General features: G+C 38.9%; 20 protein-coding genes and 1 tRNA gene. 10 read left to right on the plus strand and 11 right to left on the minus strand.

The window, feature by feature from the left end; genetic code table 11:
- Positions 1-46: 46 nt before the first annotated feature.
- Positions 47-1,207 carry an IS30 family transposase gene (locus QQK06_RS02725; RefSeq protein ID WP_284243059.1) on the minus strand — a complete coding sequence of 387 codons (1,161 nt, stop codon included), beginning with the start codon at positions 1,205-1,207 and terminating at the stop codon, positions 47-49.
- A 225-nt stretch (positions 1,208-1,432) separates the two neighbouring features.
- Here QQK06_RS02725 and QQK06_RS02730 point away from each other — a divergent pair, with 225 nt between their 5' ends.
- Together QQK06_RS02730 and QQK06_RS02735 are read left to right on the plus strand one after the other, a co-directional pair.
- Entirely contained in the window at positions 1,433-1,897 is a 465-nt protein-coding gene (locus QQK06_RS02730) for a hypothetical protein (protein WP_284243060.1), read from the plus strand.
- Positions 1,894-2,853 carry a S41 family peptidase gene (locus QQK06_RS02735; protein WP_284243061.1) on the plus strand — a complete coding sequence of 320 codons (960 nt, stop codon included), beginning with the start codon at positions 1,894-1,896 and terminating at the stop codon, positions 2,851-2,853. The genes QQK06_RS02730 and QQK06_RS02735 overlap by 4 nt, the downstream gene beginning before the upstream one ends.
- 230 nt (positions 2,854-3,083) lie before the next feature.
- On the opposite strand, the gene QQK06_RS02740 is transcribed toward QQK06_RS02735, so the two are convergent.
- A complete protein-coding gene (locus tag QQK06_RS02740; RefSeq protein ID WP_284243062.1) occupies positions 3,084-3,383 on the minus strand; it encodes a DUF1330 domain-containing protein in 300 nt (99 codons plus the stop codon).
- 192 nt (positions 3,384-3,575) lie between these two features.
- On the opposite strand from QQK06_RS02740, the gene QQK06_RS02745 reads away from it, so the two are divergent.
- Entirely contained in the window at positions 3,576-4,499 is a 924-nt protein-coding gene (locus QQK06_RS02745; protein WP_284243063.1) for a LysR family transcriptional regulator, read from the plus strand.
- Positions 4,500-4,710: 211 nt separating this feature from the next.
- On the opposite strand, the gene QQK06_RS02750 is transcribed toward QQK06_RS02745, so the two are convergent.
- Positions 4,711-5,837, minus strand: a protein-coding gene (locus QQK06_RS02750; RefSeq protein ID WP_284243064.1) for an IS3 family transposase whose coding sequence is annotated in 2 segments (ribosomal slippage) — positions 4,711-5,612 and positions 5,612-5,837 — 1,128 coding nt in all. Because the reading frame shifts where the segments join, the coding sequence is not laid out codon by codon here.
- 211 nt (positions 5,838-6,048) lie between these two features.
- On the opposite strand from QQK06_RS02750, the gene QQK06_RS02755 reads away from it, so the two are divergent.
- The 5 genes from QQK06_RS02755 to QQK06_RS02775 all read left to right on the plus strand — a co-directional run bounded on the left by QQK06_RS02755 (position 6,049) and on the right by QQK06_RS02775 (position 9,190).
- Complete coding sequence (locus tag QQK06_RS02755) at positions 6,049-6,612, plus strand: dihydrofolate reductase family protein (protein ID WP_284243065.1); 564 nt, start codon at positions 6,049-6,051, stop codon at positions 6,610-6,612.
- A 192-nt stretch (positions 6,613-6,804) separates the two neighbouring features.
- Positions 6,805-7,089, plus strand: a complete 285-nt coding sequence (locus QQK06_RS02760; protein ID WP_284243066.1) for an ArsR/SmtB family transcription factor — start codon at positions 6,805-6,807, stop codon at positions 7,087-7,089.
- A gap of 58 nt (positions 7,090-7,147) precedes the next feature.
- Positions 7,148-7,813: a class I SAM-dependent methyltransferase gene (locus QQK06_RS02765; RefSeq protein ID WP_284243067.1), complete on the plus strand. Its 666-nt coding sequence runs from the start codon at positions 7,148-7,150 to the stop codon at positions 7,811-7,813.
- A 4-nt stretch (positions 7,814-7,817) separates the two neighbouring features.
- On the plus strand, positions 7,818-8,429 hold the full coding sequence (locus QQK06_RS02770; RefSeq protein ID WP_284243068.1) for a hypothetical protein: 612 nt from the start codon (positions 7,818-7,820) through the stop codon (positions 8,427-8,429).
- Positions 8,430-8,773: 344 nt separating this feature from the next.
- Complete coding sequence (locus QQK06_RS02775; RefSeq protein ID WP_284243069.1) at positions 8,774-9,190, plus strand: VOC family protein; 417 nt, start codon at positions 8,774-8,776, stop codon at positions 9,188-9,190.
- Positions 9,191-9,256: 66 nt separating this feature from the next.
- On the opposite strand, the gene QQK06_RS02780 is transcribed toward QQK06_RS02775, so the two are convergent.
- From QQK06_RS02780 to QQK06_RS02795, 4 genes are all read right to left on the minus strand, one after another.
- Positions 9,257-11,284 carry a fused MFS/spermidine synthase gene (locus tag QQK06_RS02780; protein ID WP_284243070.1) on the minus strand — a complete coding sequence of 676 codons (2,028 nt, stop codon included), beginning with the start codon at positions 11,282-11,284 and terminating at the stop codon, positions 9,257-9,259.
- A 287-nt stretch (positions 11,285-11,571) separates the two neighbouring features.
- Entirely contained in the window at positions 11,572-16,791 is a 5,220-nt protein-coding gene (locus QQK06_RS02785) for a DNA repair ATPase (protein ID WP_284243071.1), read from the minus strand.
- A 78-nt stretch (positions 16,792-16,869) separates the two neighbouring features.
- Positions 16,870-18,852: a flotillin family protein gene (locus QQK06_RS02790; RefSeq protein WP_284243072.1), complete on the minus strand. Its 1,983-nt coding sequence runs from the start codon at positions 18,850-18,852 to the stop codon at positions 16,870-16,872.
- A 72-nt stretch (positions 18,853-18,924) separates the two neighbouring features.
- Positions 18,925-19,557: an OB-fold-containig protein gene (locus tag QQK06_RS02795; protein WP_284243073.1), complete on the minus strand. Its 633-nt coding sequence runs from the start codon at positions 19,555-19,557 to the stop codon at positions 18,925-18,927.
- A 259-nt stretch (positions 19,558-19,816) separates the two neighbouring features.
- Between QQK06_RS02795 and QQK06_RS02800 the strand changes: the two genes are divergently transcribed.
- Both QQK06_RS02800 and QQK06_RS02805 read left to right on the plus strand, forming a co-directional pair.
- Positions 19,817-20,365 carry a zf-TFIIB domain-containing protein gene (locus QQK06_RS02800; protein WP_284243074.1) on the plus strand — a complete coding sequence of 183 codons (549 nt, stop codon included), beginning with the start codon at positions 19,817-19,819 and terminating at the stop codon, positions 20,363-20,365.
- Positions 20,366-20,388: 23 nt separating this feature from the next.
- Complete coding sequence (locus QQK06_RS02805) at positions 20,389-20,808, plus strand: hypothetical protein (protein WP_284243075.1); 420 nt, start codon at positions 20,389-20,391, stop codon at positions 20,806-20,808.
- A gap of 175 nt (positions 20,809-20,983) precedes the next feature.
- Here the strand turns inward: QQK06_RS02805 and QQK06_RS02810 are convergent, their stop codons facing one another.
- The 4 genes from QQK06_RS02810 to QQK06_RS02825 all read right to left on the minus strand — a co-directional run bounded on the left by QQK06_RS02810 (position 20,984) and on the right by QQK06_RS02825 (position 25,415).
- Positions 20,984-23,185, minus strand: a complete 2,202-nt coding sequence (locus QQK06_RS02810) for a xanthine dehydrogenase family protein molybdopterin-binding subunit (RefSeq protein ID WP_284243076.1) — start codon at positions 23,183-23,185, stop codon at positions 20,984-20,986.
- Between the two features lie 11 nt (positions 23,186-23,196).
- Positions 23,197-23,682, minus strand: a complete 486-nt coding sequence (locus tag QQK06_RS02815) for a (2Fe-2S)-binding protein (RefSeq protein ID WP_284243077.1) — start codon at positions 23,680-23,682, stop codon at positions 23,197-23,199.
- 421 nt (positions 23,683-24,103) lie between these two features.
- The gene (locus QQK06_RS02820) at positions 24,104-24,967 is read right to left on the minus strand and encodes a LytR/AlgR family response regulator transcription factor (protein ID WP_284243078.1); all 864 of its coding nucleotides are present in this window, start codon (positions 24,965-24,967) and stop codon (positions 24,104-24,106) included.
- Positions 24,968-25,327: 360 nt separating this feature from the next.
- Positions 25,328-25,415: transfer RNA gene (locus QQK06_RS02825), tRNA-Ser, on the minus strand.
- Positions 25,416-25,479 lie beyond the last annotated feature (64 nt).

Consider the following 25,479-nt stretch of genomic DNA (forward strand, 5'->3'; position numbering starts at 1 on the left):
ACCTCTCTCAATTTAATTATGTATCCGGCAGTAATGAGCTGTGAGGTCAACTGATGGACGCAACACATTGATTAAATCTTTCTGCTGGTGATTCATAGTTTAGCGTCTTTCTCGGCCTTTCGTTTAACTGTCTAGCTACCTGACTCAATTTTTGTTGGTTATGCACACTCAAGTCACTACCCTTTGGGAAGTATTGTCTAAGTAACCTATTGGTATTTTCATTAGAGCCACGCTGCCAAGGTGATTTAGGATCACATAAGTAAATTTGTATATCTGTGGCTAGCGTGAAGTCTTTATGATTGGTCATTTCTGAGCCTCTATCCCAAGTGAGTGTTTTATATAGCTCAGCAGGTAACTTATGTGCTTGTTTAATCAGTGCGGAAATAACTGTAGCCGTTTTATTGTCATATACTTTTGCCAACATCACATAACGTGAATGACGCTCCACGAGCGCCGCAATAAACGTATTATTACAGCCTTGTATTAAATCGCCTTCCCAATGACCAGGTATTGCTCTATCTTCTACTTCTGCTGGGCGCTCACTAATTGAAACAGCATCATTGATCCTTCCTATCCCTTTACCTTTTAATGAGGTTGTTCTCGATTTTCTAACAACACGTTTAGTTCTCAAGCACTTTTGAAGCTCCTTTTTCAAAGCACCTCTCGTTTGAATATATAACGTTTTATAAATCGTTTCGTGCGACACCTGCATTTCCTGATTGTTTGCATAGGTTCGTTTTAGCCAACCTGATATTTGCTGTGGAGACCATGCACGTTTTAATTTTTGAGCGATGACATAACACAAGTCAGGATTACCTTTAAGCATACACTCCTTTGGCCTTTTGGTATTCTCCCATGCTGCTGCATCAGCTTTATTTGCCCTATAGTGCTCTAAGCCACCACTTCTTTTAACTTCGCGACTAATAGTGGGAGGTGCTCTAGAAAGTTTTCGACTTATTTCTCTTAAAGATAAATTAGCAGCTAGCCCTCTAGATATTTCTTCTCGTTCGCTCAATGATAATGAGGTGGGATGTCTTTTCCGTTCAGGAGGTCTAAACCCTCCTGTATTGTATATCGTAGGCATGATTGAAGAGTGATAACGATCAAACATGCGGGCAATATCATGAAGAGAATCACCTTGTTTGTAACGATCCCATATTAATGCTTTTTGTTGAGGTGAATAGTAAATTCGTTTTCTTTGTTTCATAGCAACGTACCCCTTGTTTAAGGATAGCGTTGCATCGACCAATTGATCTCACAGCGAAAAGCAGACCTTGGCATTACCATTCAATTGCTTGTTCCAAACATCCAAATTTTCCAAATAAAAGCCTCATATGTAATAACTTCCAAACGGGGCTTTGTATTTATGTTATTTTTAATTTATTGTCTGATTTGCAAAGCAAAAATACTATTTAGGGAAATACCTAGCTTTATGGACAAAACAACACCTTCAATTTTCTTGCTGATAGGTCTATTTTTACTATCTGTAAATGTTTCTGCTTTCTATTCAGATTTTGAGCCTTTAACGAGTAAAGCCAAGAATGCAGCACCTAATCATTCAGTCTGGCAAACTCAAGGTTATGGATACATATTAGAAGTCATCGGCGAAGATATACGTTTTTACGATATTACAAAGCACCATTGCATACTCAATACTGTCGAAACAGGTGAATATCCTAGTCGTAACTTGATTGTAGAGGGTGACTTTGCTGAATTAGATTGGTATACGATACATCCTGTAAAACTAAAAAGGTTGAGCCGTTTACCTCCATTATGTAAGCAGAGCCTACAGCCTAATGCAGATACTCAAAATATAAAGTTCTCCGCCCCAGAAGTGTTTGATATTTTGTGGTTTACCTTTGCAGAAAACTTTGCTTTTAACGAAGAGCTTAATTGAAACGGCATACCAACTATAAAACTTGGCGAAATAAAATTTCAGATAGTATGAGCGAATCAGCATTGGCTGAGGTAATTAAGGAACTCATAGATGAACTAGGTGACGCTCATGCATATGTAGAATCAGATGATGACAGCTTCTTTGCTATGAACAACATTAAATGGGAACAGTTCAAGAGTAGGATGATTAAGGAAGGGTTTTCACAACAGACTGAGTTTTTATCCTTTCATGATTTTTTTCAAGCACTTAACAAAAAACGCAACAAAATAATTTCAAGCTATTTAGACAAAAAGCACCCGCCGCTGAAATTAAACCGCAGCTTACTATGGGCTTCACTTCCCCATGAAATAAACTACTTAAGTATTGATGATATGAGTGAATATACTGCTGAAGAGACTATTCAAGCGGATATAAAAGAAGTAGACAGAGCGATACAGTATATTATGCCTATGCTCACGAATGCCAAAGGCCTAGTAATCGATTTACGCTGGAATAGTGGAGGATACGACATTGTTTCACTAAGATTGTTATCCTATTTTATTGATAAACCATTGCTGGTTGGCAGTAAATCGTACCGAACTGAAAATGGCTTTAGCAAACCCGAAAGTATTATTGTTCATCCCGCAACATTTGACCGTTACTTAGGGTCTATTGTAGTGCTTACCAGTGGTATAACCATGAGTGCTGCTGAATCATTCTTACTTGGTCTTGCTGCCAGAGAACAAGTTACCATCATTGGAGAGCCATCTAATGGCGGTTTTAGTGATTCACTTCCTAAGCAACTCCCAAATGGCTGGTCGTTTACGTTATCTAATGAGCGTTATTTTGACTCAAATGGCGAAAATTATGAATATCGTGGTTACCCAGTAGAGAAGAACTTTGAATATTTAAACGCATCAGATTTAAAGGGCAAGAAAGATAGTGCGCTCATTGAAGCAATGAAAATTCTTAAGTAAAGCTTTTACTGAAGTGAGTATTGCAATTGCTCTATCATCCGCTTTTGGCAACAAAGCAGATCAATCATATCAGCCTCTAATTAGGTGGCCAAATTCGTTATACCACTACAGCTGAAATCAATGCGATGGTCGTGGCTTAAACCGATCTCAGGTTAAAGAGTAAACAAAAAAGGCGCCGATGGGCGCTTTTTGATTCTGTGGTGAGTAGAGAAGCTGACTGACTAAATGACTTAAGGGTTCTCCTGCGCACCGATAAAGACTGCGCTGAATTCACCTGCGGACATTCTTAACGCCTTTAGCGGGGCGTATTCTTCGGAGTCGTACCAAGCGTTGGCTGCTTCCATTGTTGGAAATTTAATGATAACAGGCATGACTGGCGACCAGCTTCCCTCTTTTATTTGGCTATTGCCACCCATCACAACGTACTCTCCACCAAATGATTGGGTAATGGGTTGAACTTTCTCTACATACTCGGCCATCTTGCCTGGGTCTGTAATATTAATATTCTGGAATAAACAGTAAGCGGACATATTTTTCACCTTTAAATTGCAAATTGATTAACTCGGGCATGCATGGTTAAAGGTACACGCCCACTAATAAAACAGGTTTTGCTGGTTAAGGCTGCGCCTGTTTGTTGAGTATTAACAATATATCGCTTTCTAATATAGAAAAAAATATATAAGATTATGAATTCTTTTTTCTAAAAATTAGAAAGATAAGGTATGAATCGCTTCGCAGAGATGAAAACGTTTGTCAATGTTATTGAGTCTGGATCACTTTCTGCGGCCGCAGATCAATTGGGTGTTGCAGTCTCGGCAGTCAGTCGTCGTATAAAGGAGCTAGAGGAGCGCCTTGGTGTTCGTTTGGCAAATCGATCCACTCGTGGCTTGTCGCCGACCCCTTTAGGGCAAGCTTATTATGAACGGTGCGTTTATATATTGTCAGAGTTGGAAAACGCAGATTCATTAATCGGTAATAATGTCGATAAATTACATGGCAAAACACGGTTCTCAATTCCACAAGAGCTAGGTAAAGAATTTGTAGTGCCTATCGTTATTGAGTTCGCAAAATCACACCCAGATTCTGTGTTGGATATTATGTTAAGTGACCGAGAGGTTGATCTGGTCACGGAAAGTTATGACTTTGCCATTCGAATTGGAGCGCCGCAGGATACAAATTTAAATACCGTGAAAGTCGGTGAAATAAGCTACTCAGTTGCGGCTAGCCCTGGTTTTTGGGAGCAGTATGGTCATCCAGAGACACCTATGGATCTAGAAGGGATGCCGTTATTAGCCTATAGAGCGGCGATGATGCAGGGTAAGTTGTTTTATGAGCATCAAGCTCAAAGTCACTTCGTAAGATTAAAGCCTCGAATTTTATCTAATAGTGGAAAGTGTTTGATTCAGGCTGCTATTGCTGGCTTGGGAATCTGTCTAGAACCTGATTTTATGTTGGCTCCAGCTCTGCAAAGTGGACAGCTTGAATCGGTTTTAAGCCATTGCTCCTGGTTTAGACGAGAGGTGTACGTGGTTAGTTCGAAAGGAAGGCCTATGTCAATTTTAGCCCAACGACTTATTGATAAGATCACCGAACGATTAGCAGTGCAAAATTTTTCCAATCACAGTTGTTCGGAATTGAACAACTAACAGGCGAGTTAATCAATTAACCACTGTCAGGGGATTTCTTTATGATTCATCTCATTAAGGTTCAAATAAAGCTCAATGGATGAAAGCAAAAACAGTGTAGAATAATCTTGAAAATTTGATGTCCAGATTACCGAAGAATTAATCTACTCCGCCCCCTTTTTCCCATAAAAGAAACAAAACCCCCTTGATCTTCCCCCAATTTTGTAGACTTCTAGCTTCCAGTTAAATACTGTTTTTCATACTCTTCGGGAGACACATGGCCAAGGTGGCTATGTAATCGCTTACGATTGTAGAACATTTCAATGTAATCAAACAAATCTGCTCTAGCATCATTACGAGTCTCGTACACTTTTCGTTTAACACGCTCAGTTTTAAGTGAGTGAAAAAAGCTTTCTGCTACCGCATTATCTAAGCAATGTCCTCGGCGACTCATACTCGGTACTAGGTTGTTTGCCGTTAAGAATTCACGGTAATCACAGCTCGCGTATTGGCTGCCTTGGTCGCTGTGAACTATTACTTCATGTTTTGGGTTCCTGCGCCAAACAGCCATTAATAGTGCTTTGATCACTATATCTTTACTCATGTTCGGTTGCATCGACCAACCAATGATTTTTCGCGAGAATAAATCAAGTACTACAGCAAGGTACAGCCAGCCTTCATAGGTTTTGATATAGGTAATATCGGCTACCCAAGCCGTATCTGGCTCACTAACAACAAACTGTTGTTGAAGGTGATTGTCTGCTATTAATGCGGGCACAGTTGACTTGAAGTATCGCCTTTTATATCCAATATTAGCTTTTAGCTTGGCTTGCTTCATTAGACGAGCTACACGGTTTTCACCGCACGTTTCTCCCTTACGGCGTAATTCATGCGTAATACGTGGACTGCCATAAACACCACCACTCTCAACATAGCTTGCCTTGATGCGCTCAAGCAGCCTCTGGTTCTCTTGCTCACGTTTAGATAGTGGTTGTTTGAGCCAAGCATAGAAGCCACTACGGTGAACATTTAATGCCTGACACATTGCTTTGACGCGGTAGACTTCGAGTCGTGATTTTATGAACGCGTATCTTTCCTTGACTCGCTTGCAAAGAACGCGGCGGCTTCCTTTAATATATTCCGCTCTTCAGTCACGCGTTTTAACTCAGCTTTTAGCTTGCGGATTTCTTCCTGCTCTGCTGACTTCTTGGCTGGTACTTTAGTTTTCTTGACCCAGTAATACAGGGACTTATCGGAAATGCCTAATCGCTTGGCAACATCGGGCACAGAATAGCCTTTATCAACCACTTGACGAACAGCTTCGTCTTTAAATTCTTGGGGATATTTATTATTACTCATAACATCTCTCATCATACTTCATTTTCTAAATAAAAGATGTCTACAGTGTTAGGGGAAGATCAAATAATTAAAACCATTAATTCTGAATATAATCAATTGAATTATTAAGGTTTTCTGGTATTTTAAAGAGAAATTCGTAAGTTGACATTACTGAGAATGTCTACTTAATAAATTGTTATAAATAATCTCACATTTGGAGTCTCTATCAACTATGAAATGTTCTGTTTATATTGCAACAAGTGCCGATGGTTATATTGCAACATTAGATGGTGACGTTGACTGGCTACATACAGCAGGAAATACAAATGCTGATATGAGTAAAAATCCTGATATGGGATTCAATGATTTTATAGCTTCAGTTGATTGCATGATTATGGGGCGTAAATGCATGGAAGTAATTTCCAGCTTTAATTTAACTCCAGATCAGTGGCCTTATGGCGATATAAAGATCTACGTGTTAAGTAATTCAATGAAAGAGCCTCCTGAAAACCTACGTGGCAAAGTCGAAATGTATTCAGGTGATATCACAAAACTAATGAATACTCTTGAAGGTAACGGTTTTAAACATGCCTATATTGACGGCGGTGCAACTATTACCTCTTTTATTAACCTTCAACTAATTAATGAAATGATAATCACGAAAGCACCTGTTATTTTGGGAGAGGGAATTCCTCTTTTTGGTAAAATCAATAATACTATCAAACTTGTAGATGCAATCGCGGATGCATTCCCTAATGACTTTATTCAAGTTAAGTATGGTGTCAATTACTTATAACAGGCCATTGCAGCGTAGGACTTTGAACAGTTGACTCCCCTCACTGCGTTCGTAGTTTTAGCTCGCTTATTAAAAGTTCCCAATTGGGACATTATGCGAAGATAAAATTAAACTCCTTGACAAATCACTGTACGTAAAATAACCTATACTTCGTTACTTAGCGAAGTATAAAACATTTAAATAGGAAGTTTCATGCTCGAAAATCAGCAACTAATTAGCTTTTTCAAGGCGTTAGCTAGTGAAAAACGGCAGGAGATATTGATCCAAATATTTCTTGATGGTAAATCGCATTCTGTTTCTGAAGTTGCAGAAAGAGCAAATATCGCACTTTCCACAGCATCAACTCATTTAACTATCTTGAAGCGAGAAAAAATTCTGGTTTCAGAAAAAATAGGAAAAGATGTGTTGTACCAAGGAAACAAGAAATACTTGGCAAATGTTTTTCAAGCGCTTGCAGAAAAATTTAGTTGTTGCTGATTGTAAATCAGTTTAACGCTCAACACTTCGTTAATTCACTAATTATAGGAGTAATATAATGATTGATACTAATAATGTCAGTATAGAAAGCCTGAGAAATGCGTATGACGTTAGAAGCGGCATATATGATAAGACCGTCGCTATCAGCGAGCTTAAATACCATAAAAAAGCACTCGATAAAATTCAGTGGCATTCGCACCTGAAGGTACTAGAAGTTGCAACAGGACCTGGTCGCGTATTGCTTGAAATAGCAAAAAGAACTGGAAACGCAGTACCTATCTACGGCATTGAACTGTCAAAGAAAATGTTGGATTTGGCAGAAAAAAGAATGGTGAAAAATGGGTATGAGAATATTGTACTCAAACAAGGAGATTGCAGACATCTGCCATGGCCGGATAACAGCTTTGATATTCTATACAACGGCTACATGATGGATTTAATTCCGACTGATGATATGCAGGATATTTTGAAAGAGATGTACCGAGTGCTAAAACCGGGAGGAAAGCTCATTATGGTAAACATGAGTAAAAACAAAGGAAGCAACCATTCCTTTCTTGAGCGCTTATATCAATTTCTACCGAAACTGTTAGTTCTCTACATCATGGGAAATTGTCGCCCTGTTTTAATGGAAGAGCCAGTTTCGAGAGCCGGTTTTGTCAATATAACGAGGGAATATCACCATGGAAAACACCCTACTGAAATTATTATCGCGAATAAAGGATAAGGTTATGCTACGTAAATATTTTCTTTTGACTCTAGTTTTATTCCATGTGTTTTTCGTTTCAAATAACGCCTATGCACAGGATAATACAAAAAATAAAATCGCTGTCTTATTGGGGTTCGAATATCTATCTCCAATAGACCGCGATAGAAATATTGACACCTACATATTGGATGTGTTTTATCCAGTAGCAGAGATCAGTCCGATAAACCTCAGAATTAGCGCATTAGCTTCATTCGCTTACGCTACTGGTGATATTACTCAGATCGAAGGAGAATATTCTGAAGGCACAATGCATGACGTAAATTATAAAAACTCTGCGTTTGCCTTAGGCCCAGGGGTGCAGCTGGACTGGAGGGTTTTCAAAGATGAGCAACTGTCTTTTCACCTCGAAGGCATTGGTAATTTATTTATCTATAATGATAAATTTCCTGCCGGTGGCAAATATTATAACTTTATGTGGCGGATTGGCCCGTCTGTCTATTATAAACTTGATAACTCAAGTAAAGTAGGGGTCGGGTATCATTGGTCACATGCTTCAAACGGAACGGGGGTTCGACCAGAAAATCCATCGTATGATGCAGAAGGAGTCTTTATTCGTTACTCTCGTCTTTTTTAATCAATCAACGCATAGATCATAATCTGATGAAATTAAATACTCGCATTACAAGTGGCTGCTACCCCCAAAACAGTGAGTGCTTTTAGCTGGCTGTTCAGGTCCCACGAAGTTATATTGAAAAGCATTTTGTAACCTCATTTTGAGATCTGTGTTCAATAGTGCGCTTGTGATTAAATTGTTCATAAAAGAAAGGTGAACTAATACACTCTTTGGCTACTTGTTGATATAAAGTTTTCTATATTATTACGATGCTTAAGCTTTACCCCTGAGACAACTTGAATTTAAATGATGTTATAATAGTAAACCTATGAAAAAGTTAGTAAAAACCAACAAAAGGTAAACAAATGAAATTATTACACACTATGGTGCGAGTGAGCGATCTAGATGCCTCTTTAACATTTTATTGTGACTTACTTGGTCTTAAAGAAGTCAGACGCAAAGAAGTGCCGGCGGGCAAATTTACCTTGATTTTTTTAGCCGCTCAAGACAGTGAGCATGAAATTGAATTAACCTATAACTGGGAGCAATCTGAGCCATATTCCGATGGTCGAAATTTTGGTCATATCGCCCTGCGAGTAGAAAACATCTACGATACTTGCCAAAAATTAATGGATGCAGGCGTAACAATTAACCGCCCACCGCGCTGCGGGCACATGGCATTTGTTCGTTCACCAGATGGCATTTCGATTGAAATACTACAAGATGGACACTTACCTCCTCAAGAGCCTTGGGTAAGCATGGAAAACACGGGCACTTGGTAAATAAGCTATTTATTCAACAGGTAAGGTATGACTACAACACAACCACCAGTTGAATCCCATAACTTGTTATTTTAATAACGTAAATAAATTACTAAAATCATCCGTCCAAACAACGGCCGATTGTGTTTTTTCTGGCACCTTCGTTTGATAAAGTTTAGCAATTCCACTGCTTAATAACGCTTGGTTGTTAGTTAGCCATACCCATTCAGTATCATGGCCATGCTGTTGTTCAGCTTGTGTTTTAAAATACACTAACTGTATATTGGTTTGCTGCGCCAAGCCTTGCATTAACGGCAATAAGTTTAAATGACTGTTAGAAATATGAATTGCTATCACACCATCTTCCGCCAAGTGCTGCCAATACAACGCCATCGCTTCAACCGTCAATAAGTGCTGCGGAATGCTATCACCTGAAAAAGCATCTATCACCAAAACATCAAAATTTTGTGGCTGCTGTTGTGACAATTCTCGCGTTAACGACACACGGGCATCACCAGAAATAATCGCAATATCCGCACGAGAATTTTCAAGATAACTAAAATAACGCTGCGCTGCGTTAATAACCCCGGGGTTTAATTCATAAAATCGGTAGTTATCATCTTGTTGACCATAGGCAGCTAACGTACCTGCACCTAAGCCAATTAACCCAACATTTACCCCTCGCTCTAGCTGATTAAGCTCAGCAAATTGCTCCAATGCTAGCGCTACACCTGTATACTTACGATAATAACTTAGCGGAATACCTTGCTTTTCTATGTCTAATGACTGCGTACCATGAGACGTAGTCCCATCAATTAAACGACGCTCATTAAGGGTTTCAGTTTGAATATCTTTAACACTCAATACACCATAAAAATTACGTTGATTAAACACATCACTTTGCAAATATTGCTCGTTGAGCTGCCATAAAACACCAGCACATATAATCGCTAAGGAAAGACTCAATATCATCAGTTTATTAACCTGTTTAACCGCTTGATAAACCGCTAGAGAGAACAAAACAAAAACCGCAAGAATCGCTAAAGGGAATTCTAAAAACTGAACGAACACCGCTTGGGCGACAAATGCCACTAGAGCGCTACCAATAAAGCCACCAGTTGCTATCACTAAATAATACCAAGTTAACTGGCTAACACAGGGCTTTAAACGTGCCAGCTCACCATGGCAAATCATACAGGCAGCAAACAAGATACTAGAATAAAGCACCACCTGAGTGACTATTGAAAATTGAGAACCAATAAAAAACATCAAAATCGCAATAATCGCGGTAGGAATAAAGAGTAAAAACCAGTACCAGCGGACATACCACTTAGGGCTGTGGAAGCTAATAATAAAACTAAGCAAATATAAACATAAAGGTAAAATCCATAAAAATGGCACTGGTGGAATATTTTGCGTCATCGCATTAGTGGTTGCCACCAAGAGCACCACCCCAGTAATAGATAAGCCAAACCACAACATCACATGGCTCAACGGAGATTTATTGACCACCGATTGACTTATCGTCTGCTTAATCCTTTGCTGTTTAGCAATGTGGTACATCAGGGCGAGTAACACCAAACAATAGCTGCCATAACCAACAGACCAAAGATTTCTTTGCGCACTGCCAGCAAGTAGAGGTTCAATCAAAAAAGGAAAACTAAGTAGCGCTATCAACGATGCTGCATTTGATAGAGAGTAAAGCTGATATGGCAATTTATCGTGTTTTACCACGCTAAACCATTTTTGCACTAATGGTCCGGTTGACGCTAATAATAAATACGGTAAACCAATCGAAAAAGTTAGCAAAGACAAGATATTAAATAGCGGGAGCTCAGTAGATTCTATACGGCTCTCAATTGGCGTTAATGGCAGTGATATCAAGCTAACGAACAGTAATCCACTATGCAGTTTCAATTGCATTTTTAGTGATTTTATTTTGCCAAGCAAGTGAGCGTATAAATAACCCAGTAACAAAAAACCCTGAAAAAACAGCAAACATGCAGTCCAAATCGCCGCCCCACCACCAAATATCGGTAAGATAATTTTGGCAACTAAGGGTTGCACCTGAAACAGTAAAAACGCACCGATAAAAATAGCAATAACAAACAGCATAGAACACCTTTATAGAAGATCAGGCGCTATTTAAAAGCATTGTTACTGATAAATCAAAGAATTAAAAATAATAAAGAAAACAAAGGCAATTGACTAAATGTTGAAGTCTTCACCTTTAATCACTAACGGCTCTTATTGAGCGCTGGTTAAATTCTGGTAATAACTTTTAATATACTGATAATCAGAGAAAAGTTGTTCACTATCAAAACTTGCAAGAGAATAAGCATCAGTTTCAGGTATTAATAATGATTTTGGCTCTAAAGACACTATGATACAAAGGCGCTATCTCAATCAATAATCATCTCATCTGAACTACTTTTTCTATCCTTTGCTATTTCTCTACTTATTTTTTGCATATGTGTTTCCGAGCTGCTCGCTGAAATCTCACTAGTAAAGTTTAGTGTTTTTAAGGTTTCAATCATTTCCAAATCGACATTTTTGTTACTTTCAAGAGCCGACACCAAAGGCGTTAAAAACAATTCCATATTTTGAGTAAAAAGTGAAAGTGTATGCTCTAATTCCGAATAGTCAGGTTTTTCCACATTCACTTGTAGCTTAAGGTTAGCAACGGTTTCATTTAATGTCTCCAATCCCCCTGATTGTGGTTGTTGCAAAACTTGCCCTATTTGGTTTAGGCCTTTTTGTAATAATGAAATCTGACTTGCAATAGTGGCTATTGGATTATCATTATCGCCAAGGTTTTGATGACGGACAAAGTCTTCTTTGATTTGCTTCCACCGAGCAACTTGATCACCGCTTTGTGCGCCGCGAAGTTCAGCTAACTTCAATAAATTTTCTTCTGCACCAACAGTAAGAGTTTGAGCTTCTCCACGATAATGATCGGTGATTAATTGCTCGACCTCTTCATCAGTCATCACTGGAACGACTTTTTCAGCCATTTTATTCATATTGCGATAACTTCCTTGCAATTTAAATGGTGGTTCCGTTCGATATTTATCGTCTTGTGCTGCAGATGCTATATATTGTTCATTCGCTTTTAGTACTGTTTCTTGAATTTTTCGAATGCGTTGAATGACAGCAACAATTTCATTAATTTCAGCTTGAGAATAACCATACTTTAATTCAGTAGAAGCAATTGGCTCGCCATCTGCAATTTTAACTAATTTATATAAATCATCCATCTCGCGAGTCGCCAATGGCGCAAGGTATGAATTACTGGTTAAACTATTCTCGATAAAACTTAAAGAAAACTCTTGCTCACGACCACTCAAAGTATCCCCTAGGTTATAGATATCAGCACGATTAGCTAACATATCAGGAATAGTAAATGCTTCTCCAGATTCGGTGTATGGGTTACCCGCCATAACGATTGCAAACTTTTTACCTCGCATGTCATAGGTTTTACTTTCACCATTCCATACTCCATCCACTCTCCTAGATCCATCACATAGAGAAATGAACTTCTGCAAAAACTCCGGATTTGTGTGTTGAATATCATCAAGGTAAAGCAAAACATTGTTACCCATTTCGAAAGCCAAGTTGATTTTTTCTACTTCATTTTTTGCAGTAGAATTATTTGCCTGAGCAGGGTCGAGTGACAGCTGCTCATGACCAATCGATGGACAATTAATTTTGACAAACGTCATTCCCAGCTTACTAGCGACGTATTCAATTAACGTGGTTTTACCATAACCTGGGGGTGAAATAAGTAATAACAGCCCCATTAGATCCGTGCGTTTATTGTTACCAGCGGCACCAATTTGTTTAGCTAAATTAGTACCTATAATTGGAAAATAAACATCATTTATTAGTTTATTTCGAACAAAAGACGACAGCGCACTTGGTTTGAACTCCTCTAACCTTAAACGTTTGCGTTGCTGTTCTAACACTCTTTGCTTGTTTTGGTGAAACGCTCTAAATGCAGGTACATGCTCATGACAAAACTGGCGGATCTTAGTAATAAACTCTTGATAGTTAATTTGAATTTTTCTATCCACAATTAATAAATGCTGGCCAAGTAAACCATCGACTACTACGTCAGTATTAGCACCCGAGCTATAAAACTGACATTGCCCCTCCATCATCAGGAGCATAGATGCCTCAATGAGTACATCGTGAGTAACAGTTATTTCTTGATGACGTACAAATGATTGTAACCAAGCAAAATGAAGCTGATATTTCTGAGAAATAGTTGAACAACCAGATAACGCTCCATTAATTTTATTTTCTAAAACTTTATGCTTTAACTGAGCTTTCAATTGTTCCACTAACGTTAAGCTGGCTTCTTTTATGATAAAGCTCAACTCTATAGATGCTAACTCTTGAATTAGATAAGACGCAGCTAGAGAAGTATCACCCCACAACCATTCCTGTTTTTCGATGTACTTCCCCAATGCCGAGGCAATTTCTTCAACAAGCTGTTGGCGTAACTCTCCACTACCAAATGTCTCTTCCATTAAGTTCAAATTTTGACAACGACGCCTTAAGTCTTCTTGTTCAGTTAAACTTAACTCTAAATTAAAGAAACATATACCTAATCGCCTTTCTTGCGCTGAAAAAGCCAATAGCCCGATAGATTCTTTTAACGCTAATAGTTGAGATAAAATTAAGGCGGCATCGGCATCATGAACGCCTTTATCATAACCTTCTTGATATCTAGGCTCAGCCGATTTTCTAATAAGGTTAACAAGCTCACCGTTTTTATCTGCTTCTTGTAAACGCTCTACAGCAATAATACCTTTCGATTCAGCCTCAAATAAAATCGTAGCCGCTAAATATTCCCCTCGATAAACAGCATCACTTTCAGAAATAAGTTCTTGCTGCCAAAGGTACTTTGTTCCGGCAAAAATTTTTGGGTCGAGTGGTTCAAAATACTCACTACCACTAATATGGAGCACCATAGCATCGTCGCGAGGAAGCAAGGTGAGTTCTAACTTCTGTCGATTTACCGAAAATTGATGTTCCCCTATTTGAACTAGACTACCATCAGCAGAATAGATCTCACTTTTATCACGGAGCGCTCTAATTCCTTGCTCTTGAGCATTTTTTAATTGAGCTTCAACATCATCAGCCCTAACATTATCATCAAGCTCTCGTAGTTGTTTGACAAGCTGTCGAAGCTTAGCAATCATAGGATCACCAGCAAAATAACTATTTAATTTATCTTGCTCGTTGAACGTTTGACTACGACGATTAACCCCTTCAAGAATACGCTCAGCTGCCGTCATTAAGTTTAAACAACGTCGCTGCTGAGTATCCATCAGCTGTTGCTTATGCTGTTCAAAATTATCGTAAATTTCGTCTCGTTTAGCTAAAATTTCATTGTAAAATTCATCGTAATCACTAAATTGACTTTCCAGTTCTTCTAATTGGACAAGTATTTGGGATAGTTGTTGATCACAATTCTGAGGGCTATCGCTAGCATTTAATCCACTGGTTACACTTTGACTCAGTAATTTAAAGCGAGCACCAAATTCAGCTCTAGCTTCTTCACTGCCAACACTTTTCACAGCAAGTTCAGCGCTGGCTTTAACTTTATTTATTTGGCTAAAAACTGTTGAAATATCTTCTAAAATTCGAGTTCGTTGCCTGCTATCTTCTATTTCTAACGACAGCATCGTGCGATTTAATAATTCTAGTCCTTGTGTAAGTTCATCAATAGCCGCTTGAATTGGTTTCAATTCCGTGACTGATTCATTAATCTCCACTGCTTTTTCAAGTTCACAAATAGTGTCTTGATAAGGCTTTAACGCTTGATCTTTCTGCAGAAAATCGGCCGTAGCCTGGCTGAGATCTTTGGTTAACTGATCGAGGTTAACTTCCATTGCCTCTATTTCACCAACATCGATATATCGCAACTCTTTGTGCGTGATGAGTTCACCTTTAAATTGCGTAAGTTCAGCCAAGCTTTCCACAAACTTTTTGGCGCTATCAAAATTCGAATTTTTAATATCTTTGGTTAGTGTCTCAAGTTTTTCTCGTGCTTCAGCCATTATGGCATCTGAGTTTTCTTTGATACTGGAGACTTTTTCAAATTCATCAAGTACCAATTCTGACGTCGTCACTACCTGCTTAAGTAACTCATTGAGTGTCTGTAATTTGATATCACTAAGCCAATGATATTTATCAAAAAGTAACTTTGACTCTTTAACTAAATCATTAAAATGATAAGCACTCGGCTCTTGCACAGAAATAAGCTTAACCACACCGTATAAGTCAGAGACCCCACGGACAAGTTCAGGATTTCCTATTTTACCAAAAAAGCTATTATCTGCAGGCTGATCACTCGCATACTCTTCACTGCAAAAAGGTGTTTGCCAAATCTGCATAGCATGCACCCTTGATGGTTCAGATTCAGCATTGAAAACAACCACTCTACCGTTGTTATACAAACTTTGCCCATGGCCATAAATCGGGTTTTGCAAGGTTCGCGTGATCAAGTTGTAACCAAACAACGCATACTGGCCTTCATTTGGTTCATAAAAAATATAAAGAAAGTCTTCACCATTAGGCGATTTAACCACTCGATGCAATTGAAGATCTTCAGCGCTGTCTTCAAAGCTTTTATTTTCACCATTTTGCAGGTAATACCCGCCCGGAAAAATAATGCCATGATCTTCTGGTAATTGAATACAAGTATGAGCGATAGCGTCCTGTCTAAGTACCTGATGAGTTTTACAGTTGAAAATTAGATGACGCGTTACTTCTTCCCTATAAGGCTTTATCTTTAAGAGTATCAGTTCCCCGACTTTAGCGTATTGAATATCCGCGTCATCAAGTGACTGATGGTCATCATCAACAGGCTCTGAATAAATTCCTTCACCTTCTTCAGTATTATTTTCAATTTTTAAGGTGATCGAGCCACCAATTGATTCAACAAAAAGCGTATCAAATAAATTGTAATGAGGATGCTTACCTTGTTCTTGTTGCTCCCGTGATACTTTATGCCATTCAAAGTCAAAGTTATCAGGTTGTTTAATGTCACGTTCGCCACGATTATCGATATAAGTCACTTGCTGCTGCGCATCTATTCCCCAGCGGAAAACCCGAATATCATCAAGGCGGTCTCCAATACGAAAAACGGCAAATACTTTACTTCCCTGGCGATAAACGTGAGCAAGAAATGTTTTCTTATAATAGGTGTACAATTCATCGAAATCTCGAACAAATTCAGCATCATCAAGAAAACTGCCATTTATCGGAATATCAACAATTTCAACTTCGCCATCATTGTCTTTAAGTTGATGTAGACTGAATACATCAGCAACAGTGATATTACGTTTTAACCCTAAAAAAACGTTATAACCAAAAAGCAAAATGTCGCCTATAGCAGCAATATCTCTTGCTATACAGTTATGTTCAGTTCGTACCCTGATCCGTGCGTCAACAGTCATGTCAGTAGAACCAAACGTTGCAATACGTTCGTCATTTAACTGTTTTATCTGTTTATTAAGATCACTACCTAAGGCCGATAATCGACGCTGAATAAGCTCATATGAACCACCTTCAGCAACCGCTTGATTGGTGACACTTTCCTTATCTGTCATCTATGACTCCATGAACATCTTGATACAACGGGCCAGGTAAGCCCGTCGTTTTTACCTACTAGTACTATTGCAAATTTGCTACTTTACTTCAGATGCTGACTTACCATCCAAATTCAACAGACTAGCAAGTACACCTTTTTGCGATTCATCAGCATTATTTAATGTCGAAAGTAACTTTGCCATGTTGAAATTTTTAAGTGTTTCACTCGATTGTGCCGCGCCCGAAAGAACGCCACCAAGGTCATCCATAATATTACGGTCACCGTTTAAATGTTCTTTAAATAAGTTTTTAACCGTATCACTTTCATTCACTAATCCATCAATAGATTTTCCGACCGTAATTGATTTCATAAATTGACGTAAAAATTCTCCGTCGCCTCCCATGATATTGATATTAGCTTCACTTAATGCTGTGGCGAGTACATCTGCTTGTTTTTCTGCAAGATCAACACTGTTATCCAACTTAGCAAGCGTTAATTCCCGCTCCTGATTTAAGCGTAAACCAAAGGTTTCAAACTCTCTAGCTTGCTCTGACATGGCATTTAGTACTTCTTGTTTTTCACGCAAACCTTTCGCTTCCGCTAACGCTTTTTCTTCAATGCCTTTAGCTTCAGCCGTCAACTTAAGCTCAAGTGATTTAGCTTCAGCTTCACCTTGTCTTTCATTTGCATCAGCTTGCGCTAAAGTAACTTGCGCCTCAGCTAATCCTTTTGATGCAACTTCAGCTTGTTCACCCTCTGCTAATATTTTCTTAGATTCTGCCTGTTTGCTCGCAGCTTTCAATTCAGCTTCGGCTATTGTTTGCATCTTCCTTGCAGTATGCTCTGCCGCTTGCTCTTGTGCCTTAGCAGACTCAATGTCTTTTACTAACGCTTCTTCAGCTTCTGCCTGCGCTTGTATTACTTGCTCGTTTTTCTTACGGTTAGCTTCCGAAACAACGCGTAAATCTTTAATTCGCTCTTCTTCCTCTGCAACATTTTTCTCAACAGAAATTCGCTCTCTTTGAACTTCAGCAATATTTTTACGTTCAATTTCCAACGCTTTTTCTTTATCGATACGCAGTGTTTCTACTTCTTTTTGACGATCAATCTCTTCAATTTGCCGTGCTCGTGTCACTTTTTCTTCTTCAATCGCAACAGCTCTTAATCGATTCTGCTCTGCAATATCAGCCTCTCGCTGCTTATTCTCTTCCGCTACAGCGACCGTTTGCTCGGTTGCGATGCGAGCCTGTTCAGCTTTGGCACGTTCTTCTTCTACAATTCTTGCTGTTTCTGCTTCTTCACGTGCTTTTACTGTAGCAATTTCCCTTGCCTGTTTAGCTTCCGCATCCGCCAATTGTCGTTCTAATTCCAGACGTTTTTCTTCGGCATCTATATTCTGGCGCTTAATTCGAATTTCTTCCTGACGCTTCAAGTCATTGGTTTCAACACTTTGTAAAGCTGTCAGCTCGGTAATGCGCCTGATACCTTCGGCGTCCATAATATTATTAGGATCTAAATCATTAATTGATGTTTGTTCAAGAAAATCAATCGCAACATCTTCCAATACGTAACCCGAAAGATCCTGACCGATGACTTCTTTGATCTTATCTCTAAACATATCGCGCTGAGTAAATAACTCGGTAAAATTTAATTGTTTACCTACAGTTTTAAGCGCTTCTGAAAACTTAGCTTCAAACAACTCTTGCAAAGTTTCAGGATAAGAAGAACGGTCACAACCAACCTGTTTTGCAACTCGAAGAATATCTTCTTTGGTTTCGTTTACCCGGATATAAAAGGTAATGATAATATCGGCCCGAATATTATCTTGACAAATCAAACCTGAACGTCCCTTGCGCTCAAGCATCATGCGTTTGGTCGAAATATCCATAATCTCTTTTTTATGGATCACAGGAATAACCATACCACCTGTGGTACTGATTTCAGGTTCTGCTCGCAATTTATTAATAATCAGCGCTTGGCCTTGTTCGACTTTGTTATAAAATTTAGCCACCATGATTAAAAGAGAAAAGACGAAAAGTACGCCAATTCCAATAGCTAAATAAAGTGGTTCCATTACCATGTGTTTTTCCTCTTATTTAAAGCATAGCCACCTATAGTGACCAAATGAATTTTGAAAATTAAATTTGATGAGTTACTGTACATAAGGTGCAACAATATAAGCATGATTTTCCTCTAAATATTCAACAACCAATACTTTATCTCCCAGCTTAAGGACATGTTGAGGATCGCATCTAACATCAACTAAGATCTCCGCCCCCTCATTGAACAAGCGCGCCTGACCAAAAATCTCATTAACTGAACCAGTCGCGATAATTGCTTCTTTACCGACTAAATGACGACTAGTTACTGTTTCTACACTGTTAAACATACCTTTTAACGGACGAATGGCAATAGCTGTAATTGGCAGTGATAATACAAAAATAAGAAAATCACTCACTGTTCCAATAAAATAATATAACCAACCATCAGGTAGCCATGTAAGTAAGTAAAATTGAAGATAAAAACTTATTAACCAACAAATAAGAATAATAATGCTGATCACTAAAGTAAAAGGTACGCCAGTTAAGCCAAACGTTAGCAAAAGCCCAGTTAGCCCCCCAACCGATACATCAACATCACTGTCGATATCCAATTCAATGTCGCCAGAAAAATCTAAATCGATAAAGCCTAATAAACCAACAATCCAATAGACAATGACAATACCAAGAAGAACGGAATAAATGACGGTAGGAAATTGAGAAGCGACTACAAGCAGTTGTTCCATAGTTAATCCTTTAAATAAATCAGCAATTCAGGCTAATCTGATCCCAATGTAAACTCACTATAACCTTAAGACATATTATGTCAATTTATAATTTACATGTTTTTAACATGCAAATTACCATAGTTAATGTTATAAATCATCTAATAAATTATTGACAAACAACCTGAATTTAAACTTATTTTAGTGACATATCTCTATAAACATGAATAAGATAGAACAGTTTATTACAAAAAATGGAAATGGATAAGGAAATAGGAATATGAAATGTACCAGTTGTAAACAAGGCGAATTAATTCCCTGCTTTATTGACGGACAATTTAGAGCACATACTTGTACTAGCTGTGAAGGTCATTGGATTTTAATAGAAGACTATGTCGCATGGAAAGATCGTAACCCGCAATTTTCCTTCGATGAAAGTATTCAATGTGATATTGACGAAACAAACCAAGCAATCCTTTGCCCCGTATCTGGTACGATTATGCGCAAACTCCGCCTTTCTACCAGAACAGAGCATCGTATTGATTATAGTGCCAGTGTAGGTGGAGTATGGTTAGATAAAGGAGAGTGGGAATTACTCAAAAAAGAAGGTTTAGCAGGTTCGCTCAATGCAGTACTAACAGCCCATTGGCAAAGAAATATTCGAATCAATAGCACTAAAGATAACTTTGCAGAGATATACAAAGACAAATTTGGACAAGATACTTATAAAAAAGTAAAAGAGCTAAGGGAATGGCTATATCAGCACCCCAATAAAGCTGATTTAAGAGCCTATATTTTAGCTGATGACCCATATTCAGCAGAAAAATAACAATAAATATAAGAGGAACTATTATGAGAGGCGCGGGTGGTACTTCAGGTGGATTAGGACATTTTTTCATTGGTCTAGTGATGATGTGTGGCGGTTTTTACATGTTGTTAAATGCCATCACAGTTACCTCTAGTTTTGGTATGGGCATGCGCTTATATGGTTTTTCTGCATTAGGAGGAAATTATAATATAACCAGTGGCATGATTATGCTCCCTTTTATATTGGGTGTCGGGCTAATTTTTTATAATAGTCGAAACATACTCGGCTGGATTCTAGCTATAGGTTCAGTTACTGGTTTGATTTTTGGTGTTATTTCCTCAATTCGTTTTACTTTTAAAACAATGACATCATTTGACCTTATGGTAATTCTAATTTTAGCTATTGGAGGATTAGGATTGTTTTTAAGGTCATTAAAATCACTAGATGAAAGAATACCTGATTAGGATAAGCTCCAATAGCACAAGGGTGGTAACAGAATAATTCGAATTTCATCGATAACCTTCCCGTACCACCTTGATTCAATTGCTTAAATTTCACAATCACTCGAAGAGAGCTAATTTGAAATGTTCCTAGCGCAAAATCTATCCTTGCCAATATCACTTATTAGCTTCAACGTTATTAGGTACTTTGCATAAAATAATTGGTAAGTGGAAGTTCTCTGATCCGTTCTCCTGTCGCATCAAAGATGGCATTGCATACAGCTGCAAAGATAGGCATATTACCAAGTTCACCTACGCCTGCTGATGGCCTGTCAGACTCCATTATTTCAACAACGATGGCTGGACATTCTTGGTAAGTTAACACGGGATAGTCATGAAAGTTAGTATTGGTCACTCTTCCTTCTTTAAAATGAATCGATGACTTTAATGCAGACAATGCCCAGACAACACCACCTTCAATTTGTGCTTTGATCATATTTGGATTGATTGCTACACCACAATCAACCGTGACAGAGACTTTCTCTATTGAAATGTTATTTTTTTCGGACACGTTTAAATCAACAACTGCTGCCGCATACGAGTAAAAAAAACTAAAACACCATGCAATACCACGCCCTTGTCCAGGGTCTTTGTCTGAACTCCATTGCCCTATGTCGGCGACTCTTGTTAATACTCTTCTCGCGAGCGCTTTATCTAGTTGCTCGACATCATTACCAATTTTGGGATAAAGCTGAGAATCAGACAATAACGATAAACGCAGCTTTAGCGGATCTTTTTTAAGCGCAAAAGCAAGCTCATCAATCCAACTTTCAAATACAAATGCGTATGAATTACTATAAGTACCACGCCAATAGCCGGTGGGGATCGACAACTCAGGAGTATAATGCTGCTCGTAACGTATATTGGGTATTTCATATGGGTAACGCTGTGGGTCTTTAACTAGTAGTTCATCCTTACCGTCTTTAAGCTTGTCAGGCACTCGTTGAGTTTCATTACTTTGCTGAACCGCACGCAATTCAAGCGATGTTATATCGTGTCCTTGTATCGCAGAGCGAACCTTAAAGTGTCCGGCAGGCATAAAGTGGCCGAACCTCATATCATCAGCACGATCAAAAAGTACCTGAACGGGACGTTTTAATTGTTTTGACAACAATACCGCCTCTATTGCATAGTCACGATAAAGTCGTCTGCCAAAGCTTCCACCAATAAGTGGTGTATGAATTCTAATTTGTTGGTTAGGCAAACCTATAAGTTCAGCTAATTCATTTTGTAATATCGTCTGTAAATGACAACCAGACCAAACTTCACAATGCCCGTCAACTACATCTGCGGTAGCATTCATCGGTTCCATTGGCGCATGTGTCCAAAATGGAACTTTATAGTGGGCTTGTAGCTGTTTATCAGCTTTATTTAAAGGCAAGGCTACATCACCACTCGCTTTAGCCAAAACGCCATTTTTCTCCGCTTTTTCTGCCAAATAGCGTTCAATATCTTTATCGTCAAAGATGTCGGTAGCAGGTTCGCTCCATTTCACATTGAGCTTTGCGCGAGCTTGTTGCGCTGCCCAATGACTATTAGCTATTACCGCAACACCACAAGGTCGATACTGAGCACTCCCCTGCCAGCCACTTCCTTGAAGAGCTATGACCGCTACCACACCTGCCATAGCTTTTACCTGCTGCTCGTCATAAGAGATAAGTTCACCGTGAGCAAATGGACAACGCTCGATCGAAGCATATACCATGTCTTTTAATTCAACATCGATACTGTATGTTGCGCGTCCTGAGACGATATCTTCAATATGCTCGAGCTGGCGTGACTGTCCAATCCATTTAAAGTCTTTCACGTCCATCACTTGAACTTCTTTTTCTGGTAGCTCAAGCGTCTTAGCCAAGGCGACTAAGTCGCCAAAAGAGGTTCTTTGCTGGCTAGCGGAATGAATCACAGTACCATCTTCTACACGACAATCTTTAGCCGAAACAGACCATACCTTTGCCGCCGCATTAATAAGCAATTGCCTAACCGTTGCAATTCGCTGACGATGCCACCGGTAAACTGAATAAGTACCTGAGCTGCCGCCTGTACCAACCCAATGACCTTCCTGCGGGTTTTTGCGCTTGATGATAAGCTTATCGGCATTAATACCAAGTTCGTCAGCAACAATCAGTCTTAATCCGGTGGCACTGCCTTGCCCCATATCTGCGCGAGGTGTGTAATAGATCACTTGTCCATCGGCATTAATGGATAAAAATGGAAATGGTGATAATACCGAATCGTTTCCTGATGATGCGAAAGAAAGCGCACTAAAGTTCAGCGTAGTAACCGTGGTTGTCGCCAATGAAATTTTGATAAACTGACGTCTGCTCATGGTGTTTTGCATGGTTACCTCCCTTAACTTTTAGCTGTATCTAGTTGTTTAACAACTATCTGCATTGCCTTTTTTATTCTCGGGTATGTGCCACAACGACATATAACTCGTGACATCGATTTAGCAATTTGCTCATCATTGGGTGTTGGATTGCCTTCAAACAAGGCAGCCGCTTGCATAATCTGCCCAGATTGACAGTAACCACATTGCGGCACATTAGCTTCTATCCAAGCATTTTGTACTGGATGATTGGCGCTTTCTGACAGACCTTCGATCGTAGTAATGTCACTGCCCTGACATTGAGAAATGGGGTAGACACAAGATCTGACTGCTTGGCCATTGACATGTACCGTACAAACACCACAACTAGAGACACCGCAGCCATAACGTGTCCCTTTTAGTTTCAACTGTTCACGTATAACCCACAAAAGTGGTTGTGCAGGCTCACTGTTAATTTCAACTACCCGACCATTAACGTTAAACCGGAACGTTTTTTCAGAATGACTCATAACGTCAGTACTCCTAGCGCGTTATATAATGCATTTATTAAGTAGTGCCAAATGCACCTTTAACTTTTAGATATCACTCGATAATAAGGTGAACACCATTAGAATCGACTATTAAATGACGACTGCACGAAGAAATGTGACAAATAGCAAGGTTCTGCTGAGTGAATTACAACAAGAACATAGGGCTAACCTTGAAGAAAGTTCTATAGATAAAAATGGCGAGATACTAAGTATCACACGAAAAGTGTACTATCGAACTTGGTAGCCGATAAGTCATATAACAAAAAAGTACTAGGACGTATTGAACTTAAGTATATTTCTTGTTTAGCAGCTTCTGCGGTTTGAGCACAAGAAAGAACAAGTGTAGCTTGATTGTGCCAAATACGTTTGGTGATAACGCAATAATGAAACCAGACAAGCGCTAGTGTAAAAGCGCTTGTTTAAGCGTTTTGGTATTAAATCGTTCCCTGAGTTTTTTGGCGTACTGTCGACTTACCGAAATACAAACCTTATTACGCATCAATAAGCAAGGTTCATTATTTTCATTGCTCGTCACCTCTAGTATATCTGCGATATTGACTAAGTAGGAGCGATGAACACGATAAAACTCATCCTCATCTAATAGTTCTGTCAGTTTTTTCATAGTTGAACGATGAAGTAATTCCTCGCCAGTTCGTAAATGTAACTCCATAAAATTACCGGCAGCTTTAATAAATGACACATCTTGATATTCAACTTTGCGTGAACCGCTTGCAGTAATCACACGAAAACAATTGGCAACGCTGGCGTTACTCGTTGAAGGGGATTCAGTTGCTTCTTGTGAGAAAGTATAGTTAATAAATAATGCTAATCCGGTCATCGCCGAAATGCTAAGCGGCACTTCATTGATTATTGAGAGATACCACAATTGAGCGAAATCATCAGGATGCAGTGGACTAAGATACTTAACCATTGATGTTAACAAGCTGGCTGCTACTGCCAAGTAAAGACTGATAACCAACAATCGTTGCAACAACATAGTAACGTTCAGCTTTTGATGTGAGTACAATAACCAACATTTGATGATCAAGGGCGAGACAAAAAGCCAAAGCGGCCACCTTAAGCTAGCCCAAAGTAGCGAGTCAGCAAAATCAACAGAGTGCTTTTCTGTAAACAGCGCATATAAATAACAATTTGCCGCAGCAAATACCGTTATGGTGCACCAAAAACAAAGTAATGTCCGCCAACCGTACCAATTGATACGAATACGCTCTTTCTCAAGCGTAAAATTTCTCAACCAAGCCAAGTTGATACCTATCAAAATATTCAATAACCAAGCAAAAGTTTAACTTTCTGTAAATAACAAGTCGACATCAATACGATAATTACTTTTAACCATGAGATAAATAGCGGTTACCTTTCTTGTCTATCTCGAGCTTAAATCAGCTAATACAGTTAAACCCGAGGTAAATTCTCCTAGTCGATAGTAGCTGCGTTCTACTGTCCAAACAGCCCTATTTGGGTACATTATATTTATCTGAGAGTAAACGACACGGGCCGTTTTTATGATGCTTTCAATACAGAACGTGACATCAGAACCATACAAAGAAACCTAATTAATTTATAAGCAATGTCGTATATTTTAAAATTACATTGGAAGAGAAGATGGCGGTGACGGAGAGATTCGAACTCTCGAAAGGTTGCCCTTTACACACTTTCCAGGCGTGCTCCTTCAGCCACTCGGACACGTCACCTTATTTGAAATTTTATTGCTTGGCATTAACACATCCATGATGATCGGCACCCAAGCCTTTCATC

Source organism: Thalassotalea insulae, from assembly GCF_030161395.1.
Lineage (GTDB): Bacteria > Pseudomonadota > Gammaproteobacteria > Enterobacterales > Alteromonadaceae > Thalassotalea_E > Thalassotalea_E insulae.

What these genes read in the sequence shown, in the direction of transcription:
- QQK06_RS02810 (WP_284243076.1), bottom strand. Translation starts at nt 23,185, where the DNA reads ATGCAAAACACCATGAGCAGACGTCAGTTTATCAAAATTTCATTGGCG.
- QQK06_RS02745 (WP_284243063.1), top strand. Translation starts at nt 3,576, where the DNA reads ATGAATCGCTTCGCAGAGATGAAAACGTTTGTCAATGTTATTGAGTCT.
- QQK06_RS02785 (WP_284243071.1), bottom strand. Translation starts at nt 16,791, where the DNA reads ATGACAGATAAGGAAAGTGTCACCAATCAAGCGGTTGCTGAAGGTGGT.
- QQK06_RS02760 (WP_284243066.1), top strand. Translation starts at nt 6,805, where the DNA reads ATGCTCGAAAATCAGCAACTAATTAGCTTTTTCAAGGCGTTAGCTAGT.
- QQK06_RS02780 (WP_284243070.1), bottom strand. Translation starts at nt 11,284, where the DNA reads ATGCTGTTTGTTATTGCTATTTTTATCGGTGCGTTTTTACTGTTTCAG.
- QQK06_RS02775 (WP_284243069.1), top strand. Translation starts at nt 8,774, where the DNA reads ATGAAATTATTACACACTATGGTGCGAGTGAGCGATCTAGATGCCTCT.
- QQK06_RS02765 (WP_284243067.1), top strand. Translation starts at nt 7,148, where the DNA reads ATGATTGATACTAATAATGTCAGTATAGAAAGCCTGAGAAATGCGTAT.
- QQK06_RS02795 (WP_284243073.1), bottom strand. Translation starts at nt 19,557, where the DNA reads ATGGAACAACTGCTTGTAGTCGCTTCTCAATTTCCTACCGTCATTTAT.
- QQK06_RS02815 (WP_284243077.1), bottom strand. Translation starts at nt 23,682, where the DNA reads ATGAGTCATTCTGAAAAAACGTTCCGGTTTAACGTTAATGGTCGGGTA.
- QQK06_RS02740 (WP_284243062.1), bottom strand. Translation starts at nt 3,383, where the DNA reads ATGTCCGCTTACTGTTTATTCCAGAATATTAATATTACAGACCCAGGC.
- QQK06_RS02790 (WP_284243072.1), bottom strand. Translation starts at nt 18,852, where the DNA reads ATGGTAATGGAACCACTTTATTTAGCTATTGGAATTGGCGTACTTTTC.
- QQK06_RS02755 (WP_284243065.1), top strand. Translation starts at nt 6,049, where the DNA reads ATGAAATGTTCTGTTTATATTGCAACAAGTGCCGATGGTTATATTGCA.
- QQK06_RS02730 (WP_284243060.1), top strand. Translation starts at nt 1,433, where the DNA reads ATGGACAAAACAACACCTTCAATTTTCTTGCTGATAGGTCTATTTTTA.
- QQK06_RS02770 (WP_284243068.1), top strand. Translation starts at nt 7,818, where the DNA reads ATGCTACGTAAATATTTTCTTTTGACTCTAGTTTTATTCCATGTGTTT.
- QQK06_RS02725 (WP_284243059.1), bottom strand. Translation starts at nt 1,207, where the DNA reads ATGAAACAAAGAAAACGAATTTACTATTCACCTCAACAAAAAGCATTA.
- QQK06_RS02805 (WP_284243075.1), top strand. Translation starts at nt 20,389, where the DNA reads ATGAGAGGCGCGGGTGGTACTTCAGGTGGATTAGGACATTTTTTCATT.
- QQK06_RS02800 (WP_284243074.1), top strand. Translation starts at nt 19,817, where the DNA reads ATGAAATGTACCAGTTGTAAACAAGGCGAATTAATTCCCTGCTTTATT.